This is a genomic window from Actinoplanes sp. NPDC026670 (assembly GCF_040638175.1).
Taxonomy (GTDB): Bacteria; Actinomycetota; Actinomycetes; order Mycobacteriales; family Micromonosporaceae; genus Actinoplanes.
This window is the reverse complement of sequence record NZ_JBEZXU010000046.1, coordinates 80,958-91,056: the sequence shown is the minus strand read 5'-3', so window position 1 is coordinate 91,056 and position 10,099 is coordinate 80,958. Positions and strand designations below refer to the sequence as shown.

Annotated in this window: 8 protein-coding genes; 3 read left to right on the top strand and 5 right to left on the bottom strand. The window is 68.8% G+C overall.

The window, feature by feature from the left end; all coding sequences use genetic code 11:
• Window positions 1-105 precede the first annotated feature (105 nt).
• A complete protein-coding gene (locus AB0E94_RS35380) occupies window positions 106-621 on the bottom strand; it encodes an HPF/RaiA family ribosome-associated protein (protein WP_360335537.1) in 516 nt (171 codons plus the stop codon).
• A gap of 21 nt (window positions 622-642) precedes the next feature.
• On the opposite strand from AB0E94_RS35380, the gene AB0E94_RS35375 reads away from it, so the two are divergent.
• Window positions 643-987: a DUF3618 domain-containing protein gene (locus AB0E94_RS35375; RefSeq protein ID WP_360335535.1), complete on the top strand. Its 345-nt coding sequence runs from the start codon at window positions 643-645 to the stop codon at window positions 985-987.
• Between the two features lie 383 nt (window positions 988-1,370).
• On the opposite strand, the gene AB0E94_RS35370 is transcribed toward AB0E94_RS35375, so the two are convergent.
• The 4 genes from AB0E94_RS35370 to AB0E94_RS35355 form a co-directional block, all read right to left on the bottom strand.
• On the bottom strand, window positions 1,371-2,258 hold the full coding sequence (locus AB0E94_RS35370) for an LD-carboxypeptidase (RefSeq protein ID WP_360335541.1): 888 nt from the start codon (window positions 2,256-2,258) through the stop codon (window positions 1,371-1,373).
• 140 nt (window positions 2,259-2,398) lie between these two features.
• A complete protein-coding gene (locus tag AB0E94_RS35365; protein ID WP_360335533.1) occupies window positions 2,399-4,129 on the bottom strand; it encodes a methyl-accepting chemotaxis protein in 1,731 nt (576 codons plus the stop codon).
• A gap of 1,083 nt (window positions 4,130-5,212) precedes the next feature.
• A complete protein-coding gene (locus AB0E94_RS35360; protein ID WP_360335531.1) occupies window positions 5,213-6,181 on the bottom strand; it encodes a nitroreductase in 969 nt (322 codons plus the stop codon).
• Between the two features lie 579 nt (window positions 6,182-6,760).
• The gene (locus AB0E94_RS35355; protein WP_360335529.1) at window positions 6,761-7,729 is read right to left on the bottom strand and encodes a hypothetical protein; all 969 of its coding nucleotides are present in this window, start codon (window positions 7,727-7,729) and stop codon (window positions 6,761-6,763) included.
• Between the two features lie 393 nt (window positions 7,730-8,122).
• Here AB0E94_RS35355 and AB0E94_RS35350 point away from each other — a divergent pair, with 393 nt between their 5' ends.
• Window positions 8,123-8,422, top strand: coding sequence for a hypothetical protein (locus AB0E94_RS35350; RefSeq protein WP_360335527.1), 300 nt, complete (start codon window positions 8,123-8,125; stop codon window positions 8,420-8,422).
• 441 nt (window positions 8,423-8,863) lie between these two features.
• A complete protein-coding gene (locus tag AB0E94_RS35345; RefSeq protein ID WP_360335525.1) occupies window positions 8,864-9,877 on the top strand; it encodes a zinc-dependent alcohol dehydrogenase in 1,014 nt (337 codons plus the stop codon).
• Window positions 9,878-10,099: the final 222 nt, after the last annotated feature.

Below are 10,099 nucleotides of genomic sequence, written 5' to 3'. Positions count from 1 at the left end.
GCGGCCGGAACGGTTCTCCGGCCGCGCAACGCCGTTCATATCTATATCGGCCGGGCACATCAGTTCACAGGTCGTCGGCCCGCCCGGCGGGGGACGCGACCGGGGTCACACCATCCGAGGGCGAGGGCCCTGAGCGGGACGACGACGGAGGTGACGCAACCGCGACCGTAGGCGCTCCTGCACGATGTCGATCGCCTCCTGCATGGTTGAGCCGATGGCGTGGACGTGAACACCGACACCGTTGACGTCGGCCTGCACGTCGACACGGTCGCCGGGAGCGGCGGCATCCAGCGTCAACCGGATCCGCAGCACGGGTGCCGGAGCGTGCTGGACCGCCGCCGTCACCTTCTCCCGGGCGTAGTCACGGGCTTCCGGCGTGACACCACCGTGAGTATGCACCTGCGGCTCGATGACCAGATCGCTGACGGTCATGGTCGCCTCCTCGAGGTCGTCGTCCGTTCTGTTCGACGGGCGCATCTCAACGATGATCCGCTTCCTGTACAGCCAGTAGGGCCGATCGGCCTGCCGACACCAAAGGGTGACGGCTGTAGCCCTTGCGGTCAGCGGGCTCCGGTCCGGCGAGCCGCCCGGCGTCGTGGCCGCACGATCGATGCCGGGCATGGCCTGTTCGGGTATGGCCTGTTGTCATCGGGCACCACCTATGATTTCCCCAGACCCGACCAGCCGCAGCAACTGCACGAGGAGATCGCACAGACCCGAGCCGAACTCGGCGGCACCGTCGAAGCCCTCGCGGCCAAAAGCGACGTCAAGACCCGCGCCAAGCGCGCTCTTCACGACACTACAGGCCGTGCCCGGCGACAGGTCGCCGCCATCAGGAAGCGGGCAGGCGAGATCAGCCAGCAGCCGACTGTCCGGCGGGCAGCACCACCAGCCGCGGCCGCCATCCTCGCCGCCGTGCTCGGCACCACGGTGACCGTGGCCGGTGTCCTAGCTCGACCGGATTCGCTGACCCACCTGCGGCGATGAATCCCCGAAGGCGACGACGGCAAGTCGCCGTGGGGAACAGCAGCCGCGATGACGAGACCCGATTCAGGCAGCAGGTAACCCCGGCTCAGGCAGCAGCGCCATGAACGGCACCTGCGAAACATTCGGTGCATCTGATACCGCCTGGTCAAAGAGAACACGCCGACCAGACCCTGATCACGCACGAGAGTCATCGCTGCCGCTCGATCGGGGTTCAGGCCGACCGGCGCCCCGTCACTGCCGGCTCGACGGTGGCCTGCCCGGAGCCCAGGGGGCAGGGCCCCGGTGGGGCAAGCACGCCGCGGAGCCGGCAACTGGAGCAGACGATCGATACCGCCGGAAGGAAAGGCGCTGCGCTTCGGGCCGGTCTCTTCCCGGAACCGACGTCAGTGGACGGCCGGCTGTACGGTGAGGATGCCGCGGTGGGTATCGATGGTGGCGTGGCTGCCCAGCGGGATGGTGGCCGGGTGACGGCCGTGACCGGCCGGGATACCACCCAGCACCGGCACCCCGAGCCGGCCGAGCCGGTCATGCAGGACATCGGCCACGCCCCACCCACCGAGGGACTCGTCCTGCAGATCCTGTTCGAAGTTGAGGAACGAGCCCAGCACGATCCCGGCGAGTCCGTCGAGGTCGCCGGTCCGTGTCAGCTGGGTCAGGGCCCGGTCGACCTCGCCGATGCCGGTGCCACGCCAATGTTCGAGGAACAGGATCGCACCGCGCAGGTTCGGGATGCCAGCGCCGGCTTCGGTGCGCAGCGCATCGAGGTTGCCGCCGACCAGGACGCCGGAGGCTGTCCCAGCGACGGTGACGGCGGCGCTGGCCTCGTCCGGGTCGCGGCGCAGAACGGTCTCGGTTGGGGTCATCAGCGCACGGTGCAGCGATTCCTGCGAGCTCGGGCCGCACCAGCCGGCATCCCAGTTGATCAACGGGCCGTGCAGGGCGGTGACGCCGGTGCGGGCCCACAACAGCAGCAGGTGGGTGACGTCGGAGAACCCGACGATCGGTTTCGGGTCCGCTCGCAGTGCCGCCGTGTCGATGTCGTCGACGATGCGGTAGGCGCCCTTGCCGCCCCTGGTCGTGAAGACGGCGCGGACGCCTGGGTCCCGCAGCGCGTCGTTCAGGTCAGCGGCCCGGTCCTCGTCGCGGCCGGCCATGAATCCCCACCGGTCGAATACGTGCGCGCCGGTCTCGACCTGCAGTCCCCAGGACTCGAGCAACCGGATCCCGGCAGCCGTGGCGTCGCGATCCGGAGGGCTTGACGGCGAGACGATACGGACCCGGTCACCGGCTCGCAGCCGTGGCGAGGTTGCCGCACGGGCGGCCTGACCCGCTGCCGCAGTCGGGTCGGCGGGGCCTTCTCGATCGGCTCGTCGCGGGTGGCCAAGGGCAACATCTGTGGTGTGGATCATCGTTAGAAGAGCTCCACCCTGGAGCTGTCGTGTGTGGCAGAGGAAGGGGCCGGGATCGGCGGTGCGGAGCCGGACTCCACCGGCAGCGTGTCCAGGACGGTGTCGCCGTGGTAGTGGAACCGGGCGACTGTCCGTTGCAGGGCCTGGGCGAGTTGGGTGAGCTGGTCGGCGGAGTAGGAGACGGTGCCGGCGCCCATCCCGGTTTCAGCGGAGTGGTGGGCGACGTCTTTGATGTTGTCGGTGATTCCCGCGGTGTTACCGGCCACGACGGTGATGGACCGGCCGATCTCGGCGGTCGCGGCGGTCTGCTGGCCGACGGCGGTGGTGATGGTCTGCTGCGCGGCGTTGATCTCGCCGATCACGGTGATGATCTCTTCGAGGGCGGTGGCCGCGGCGTGCCCGTCGGCCTGGATCGCGGCGACCCGGTCGGTAATGTCGGCGGTGGCCTGTTCGGTGGCCTGGGCGAGGTTCTTGACTTCCCCGGCGACAACGCTGAAACCCTTGCCCGCCTCGCCGGCGCGGGCGGCTTCGATGGTGGCGTTGAGGGCGAGCAGGTTCGTCTGCTGGGCGATCTTGTTGATCAGGTCGACGACGGTGCTGATCTGGCCGGAGGAGCTCCCGAGGCTGGACAGGATGCCCTGCGCGGTCTGCGACATGGAGGCGGCCCGTTCGGCGACGGTGCTGGCCTGCTCGGCGGTCTCGGCGATCTCCCTCACCGAGGCGGTCATCTGTTCGGAGGCTCCCGACACCGAGGTGATGTTGGCGTGGATCTGCCGGGAGGAGTCGGCGACCAGGCGGGCCTGTTCGGCGGACTGCTGAGCGGTACCGGTCATCTGCCCCGCCAGCGCCGACAGTTCCTGGGCTGCGGTGGTGAGCTGCCCAGCATGGGTGCCGATGGTGTACATGGCACCGGACAGGGTGTTCAGCGCGCCGTTGAGGGCGGTGCTCATCCGGCCGACCTCGTCACGGCTGTTCACCGGCAGCCGCTGGTCGAGGTCGCCGTCGGCGAGGCCTTCCAGGACGGTGACCGTCCGTCGCAGCGGCCGGCCGATCATGCGGCCGATCCCGGCCGCCATGATCACACTGAGGATGACCGCGGCCACGGCCAGGCCGCCGACGAGCCGCTCGGCCTGCCGATCATTGGTCCGGGTCTGTTCCAGGGTGGCGGCGGCGTAGGAGTCCTCGTAGGCGGCCAGTTGCTCCAGGGCGTCGCTGCCGGCCAGCGCGTGCGGGCGCTGCTGGCTGTTACGCAGGGCGAGGAACTCGGCCATCCGGCCGGCCCTGGCCAGTGGGACGAGTTCGGCACGCACGCTGCGCCACTGCCGCAGGCGGGTGGTGAATGTGCCGGCGGCGTCCTCCCGGCCGCTGAGGTCATGGGTGGTGTAGGCGGCCCAGGCCACGTCGAGTTGATCGTCCAGGTCAGCCATCTGCTGTTCCAGAGCAGCCATCGCGGCAGGATCGGTGGTCGCGGCCAAGTCGGTCTGCACGTAGCGGCTGCGCTCGAACGCGGTGCTGACCCGGGCCAGCCGCGAGATCGCCTGCAGACTGTCGGCGTACATCGTCTCCGCCTCGTTCTGTGCCGCCCGCAACGCGGTCACGGCCAACCCTCCCACGCTCAGCAGCAGGACACAGATCACTCCGAACGCGATCCCGAGCTTGTGCACAACAGGTAGATCGACGAACCAGCCCATCAGCGGTCGACGGCTCCCGCCACGGTCGGGCACCGATTCCATCAATGTTCCTTCACCGCAGATGCCGCTGCCGCACACGTCCCGAATGCCGGGCGTACAGGCGACCCGGACGCGAACAAGCCCGGCTTAGCTCCTATCGGCACCATGCATCTCACGATGAGCCGGACCCGACAAAGGTCGGTGAAAAGACTTCCACCCGCACCGCGGACGACGCGGTGTCGCGGGTCCAGGGCCTTTCCATCGACGGTTCACCACACCGATACCTGTTGCAGCTCAGCCATGAGCAGCGGCTTTCATCACGGGTCTTCCGGCAGCACCAGCCGATGTTGTGACCTGGCGCAAACCGCACTGAACATGCTCCCCACTCGAACGTTTGTTCCCTTTCGCGCCTAACTGGACGGACCTGGAGAGGTCGGCCGACACCAGTTCCCATCGACCGAGTGATTAAATGCCAACCTTGTCAAGACACCGGCATTCGTACGGCCGCAATGGATTCCGTCGACCCGAGTGGTGTGCGAACATGTCCGCGCAGAGCACCAACAGGCGATGATCACATCAGTGTCGGGCATAAGCCGCCGTCTGCGAAAGGAATATCGAACGCCGCTTTTTCGATATTCGCCACAATCCTCGGCATGTCGCTTTTCGCCTTCCTAATGCACTCATTTCCACGGGCGGCAATACCAATCATGCTCGGCCTCGGATTCGTAGTTGTTCTGGGTTTCACTGCTCCGATAGTCGCTACTTGGCGTTCATGATCCGCAGAAGGGAACGGCAGCGGTAAGGCAACGTGGGGAGCAACTCCCGCTTGCTGATGCGACGACTCGGCTGCTCCTGCGGGTCAGCGTGCCCTGAACTCTGCCCTCGGCAGGGAGTAGCACTGCAGGAACCTGGCCCTGGATAACGATGCGCGCAGTGGGGGCCGAGAAGGGTGCGGTCTCCGGCCGAATCAAGCGCATCGCCGCATGACGGCGTCCAAATGCCCTACCTGCCGGACGAACCGGTCGCGGCTGTCCCCCTCACTGCGGCGCACCGACGGTCACGTCCGCCCAGCCACGTCTCCCATCCCATTTCTCCCTCTCGCTACCATCGGCATCGGATCTTCCCGTGGTGGCCGGTGTCGGCACATCACTCGCGGATCTGGATCACCTGGTCGATCGGCAGTCGAGGCGTCGGCCCGGGCCCAGGGAGATCGGCGTCGAACGTGCCGAGCCGCACGACCATGTGAGGATGCCCGACGCCGGCGAGCATGCGGCTCAACTGATGGCGGGTGTGGGGCACCTCGACCGGGCTGCTCAACGGCATCAGACCGGCGGCGTGCTCGGTCGCGGCCAGCCAGACCGCGCTGAGGGCTTCACCGGCATGCAGCCAGTCGGCCGGCTCGTCGCCTGCACCGTAGAGGACGGCATAGGTGGCGGCGCTGTCATGGCCGGCTCCGGCCGGCAGCGTTCCGGCGGCGCCGAAGTCGCGTTCAGCGACGGTGGTCAGCGGCAGCTCGGTGGGCAGGTTCGCTTCCGGGATACCCGTGCCGTCGGACCGGTCACCGCCGACCCAGGTCGTGCTCTCAGCGCGCAGCAGATCGTCGGCATTCTCGGCCTTCTGCGCTCGTTCGACCAGGACGGCGAGCTCGATAACCTGATCGCGGCTGAGTAGATGCAGGCCCGCACCGGCCAGTTCCGCGATATGGCGCAACACGTCGAGGGTGGCCGCGGCGACCGGCTGGCTGCTGACCGTACGACGGTCGGTATGCCGGACCGACATCTGCTCGAACTGGCGCAACGCCTGCGGGTCGGCCGGGCCGCGATCGCCGAGGTGGATGACGGCGAGCGGGTCGGCAGTAGGCCGGTCGATCCGGTACTGCCAGCTTTCGGCGGCCAGCGCGACCTGGGCGTGGTGCAGAGCGGTCCCGCAGCTGACCAGCAGCATATGTCCGTCCGGGTCCTGGAATCGCAGCTGCCGTTCGGTCACGGCGTACAGTTCCAGCCGGTCGCCGTCGACGATCCAGCGCCACGGCTGTGTGTTGTGAACCGACGGGGCGAATCGGGCGGCGTCGGCTGCCCGGGCCAGCGCGCTTCGGGAATCCGTCTGCACCGTCATGTTGTCCTCCCAGTTTGTCCGGCTCTATCGATGTCCGTTTCCTACCGTCCCCACCCGGTGGTGGTGGCCGGTACCCGGCTGTGCGTCGCGAGCGAATACCCGCTGCGAGGAACCGTCGGCATCCTGCTCGCCGGTTTCCGTCCCCCGGCGGGCTCAAACCTCATGATCCCCGGGGATGGTCTCCGGTGACCTGGTTCGGCCGCCGCTCAGCCGAAAGTTCTTCCCTGGCAATGCCCGCCGCACACCCGTCGGGGGGACACCCGCCTGATGCTGTTCTCCCATCACGCTCACCTTGCCACCTAATCAGGTTCTGGGACCGAGGGGTGCGCGGATCTCCACGAGGACAGTCCCAGGATCGTCTGCACGACGGACGGGCGCAACGCCGGTACTGGACTCGTCCGAGCCGGGAGCAGCCTCTGATTCCTCGTCACCGTTGACACACGCGGGGTATGAGCCCTGGACTCGGGGTTTCCTGTTCTCAACGGCTGCGCCCGGCAGCAGGCAAGGCCAGCGCGCGCCGGCCCTGAACGGTTCGAGCGGCGGGGCGACGATTCTGACGGTGTGGTCCGGTTGCAGGTCCTACAGCAGTCGCCGGAGACCTTCTCCGGTGATCGCGGCAGTGGTGACCGCCATCAGCAGGCCGCCGGCCATCCCGATCGCGGCGATCACGGCTGTCGGCTGCCCCGGCCGCCACAACGGGGTGGCGAACCCGAGGAAGATGCCGAGCCCGGCGATCCAGGCTAACGCGCTGATCGCGATCCACAGCGCCGGCCGATCGATCAGTGGTCGCAGCACCAGCCACTGCGCCACGCCGATCGACGTCACGAGTATGGTGCCGAGCGTCGCCGCGGCTGCGATCAGCAGCGGTGGCGGTACTGCTGCCAGCCGGCCGGACAGGATGCTGGGCAGCATCCCGATCAGGTAGGCGAGCAACGCCGCCGTGGCGGTGGCCGCCGTCCACCGCCAGGGCCGTAACCCGGCGACAGCCCGGCGCAGAACGATCGCCTGTGCACCGCCCAGCAGTGCGCCTTCGGCCACCCCGGCGGCCAGGATCGCCGGCAAAGACACCGTCACCGGGGCATCGGCGGTGACCGCACCGGCCAGGGCCGGTACCGAGAAACCGAGGAACTCACCGATGGTGGCGGCGGCGGTCCACCGGCTACGCAACCGCGTGCCGCGCAACAAGACGGGTTCGGATGGCAACTGCGGGCCGCTGAAACCGACCAGAACAGTGGTGTCGTCGAGTTGGAAGCGGGGGAATCTGCGCCGATATGCGGCCGCCGCTTCAGCCGAGCCTGTGACGTGACCAGTCGCCGGACACCAAGTTCCGGCCAGCCACACCTGTACCGGTGCGGGCCGGTGGAAGTGGCGCCACCACCGCTTGCGGCGGGCCTGTCCTGCGGCGACCACCATGACGCCCGGCGCCTGGGCTGCCTGGACCGGCATCGTGATCACGGCCCCTCCCGCCGAGGTGTAGCGCAGCAGCACCAGCCCGCCCGGCAGCAGATCACCGACCGGTGACATCACCAGCCGCGCCAGCAGACCCACCCCGGCAGAGGAAGACGAACGTGCCGCATCACCAGCTTCAATCACACTCTCAGCATCGATGCGTCCGGCTGACGCCGAACAGTGCCGTTACGGCTCGCGCCGCCAGCCGTTCGCCCTGTTCCCGGATGGGTCGAGCCCGGCGGATTGGAATGTTGCGGGTGGCGGCGAGTCTGCGGTTTCTCGGCGATGCCGGACACCTCCGGGGACGCTACCTGCAAACGGTCGTGGTCCGGGGTGGCGGGCACCGTACAGAATGATCGGCGTGACAACGATACGTGCCACTGCGATGCCCCGACGGTGTCGTCGGCGACGAGTCTGCGGCCGACGGTGACACCGATGTCAACGCCGGCGGACGGCGGCCGGCCCTGGATCTTGAGCGCAGCAGCCCTTCTCATGACGGTGATCGGCACAGCAGTGAGTGCGCCCGGCGCGTGGCTGTTCTATCTGTCGGGAACGCAGTGCAGAGACGAGTGGCTCGGACATGTCCTCGGCAGCTACCTGCTGCTGATAGCCGCACCGGCGACGGGCGTCGCCGTGGCACACGTCGCCCGGTACCGTTCCGCCGGCCGCGGATACCGGGGTCTGGAGATCACCGCCATCGTGTTCGGCTGGTGCGTCTTTGCCATCGTGGCCGGTGTGGCGGGGCTCTTCGCTCTCGTCGCGATCCTGTTCGCTGACGGGCTGTCCTGCTGAGCACTGTGCACGGGTGAGCGGGCCGGCCTGGCAGAGGTATCTGTTTCGACCGGCGATCCTCGCTTTGGGACACGCCGAGGTCGCCGGGCATCCTCGTCCCCGACGAAAAGGTTGATTCGCTCTCGTAGCAATGTCCGCATCAAGGCGTGGACCCGGCCGGGTCAAGACGGCAACCCGGTACACCCGGGATGCCGGGGTGCCGTCTTGAACGCCGTGACGGCATCCCGCCGTCGCCGGTGTCGGTGCCCGGGAACGGCCTCGGTCAGCCGCCGACTCGTGACCGTCTCGCCCGAGCTCCGACTTCCTCAGCGTCGCACATCGGCACCGGGACCGGGCCGGTGTCGACAGACCCGCTGGTCCCTTCCTGCGGGACCAGCGGCCCTGCCCGGGGAGCCCGGACCCGACGATGATCAAGGGGTAGGTCGTGGGAAGGAGCACATCATGCGTGCCGCCGTCGTCACCGCTTTCGATCAGCCGCTGCAGATCCAGCAGGTCCCGGCTCCGGAGCCGGGACCGGGCAAACTCCGGGTGCGGGTGGAGGCCAGCGGTCTGTGCCACACCGACATTCACGCCACCCGCGGCGACTGGCCGGTCAAACCGGCCCTGCCGTTCACTCCGGGCCACGAAGGTGTCGGCATCGTCGACAAGACCGGTGACGGTGTCACCGGTCCGGCCGTCGGCGACCGGGTCGCCGTGCCGTGGCTCGGCTACGCCTGCGGCACCTGCGAGTACTGCATCACCGGCTGGGAGACTTTGTGCCAGGCGCAACTGAACACCGGCTACGCGATCGACGGTGGGCACGCCGAGTACCTGGTCGCGGACGCCCGTTACGTCGTGCGGGTGCCGGACGGGATCGCACCGGCCGAGGCGGCGCCGCTGACCTGTGCCGGGGTGACCACCTACAAGGCCGTCAAGGTCGGCGGGGTGACTCCCGGTGACCGGGTCGCGATCTTCGGGATCGGTGGGCTCGGGCACCTGGCCCAGCAGTATGCGCAGATCTTCGGTGGCCAGAGCATCGCCGTCGACGTCACCGAGGAGAAGCTGGCCCTCGCCCGCGACCTCGGCGCGGCGTACACCGTCAATGCCGCGACCACCGACCCGGTCGCGGCGATCGAAGCGCTCGGTGGGGCGGATGTCGCCGTCGTGCTCGCCGCCGACCCGCGGGTCATCGAGCAGGCGCACGCCTGCCTGCGCCGGGGCGGCCGGCTGATCCTGGTGTCGCTGCCCAAGGACAACACGATGTCGCTGCCGGTCTTCCAGACCGTGCTGAAGGGCATCCGGATCATCGGGTCGATCGTCGGCACCCGCGCGGACCTTGCTGAGGTGTTCCGGCTGCACGCCGCCGGACGCACCCGGGTGCTGTACGAGACCCGCAAACTCGAGGACATCAACGCCTCGATCGAGGACGTCCTGGCCAGCCGCGTCCCCGCCCGCCTGGTGCTCCTCCCCGGGTAGCCCGTGAGCACAGGCGGTGCCGGTGGGTCCGGGCCCCTCCCCCAGACGGCCCGGGCCCACCTCTGCCCGCCAGTTGCGGACCCGGGATCCCTGCCGTGCGCGGGTTGCCCGGGCCGCCCGGGCCGCCGGACGTCGCCCTCTATGATGGAAATGCCTCTTTCGTGTGGATCCGGCCCGCCGGTCGCGGGCCTGGGCGCCCGGCGCGGGCCGGCCGGATTCACC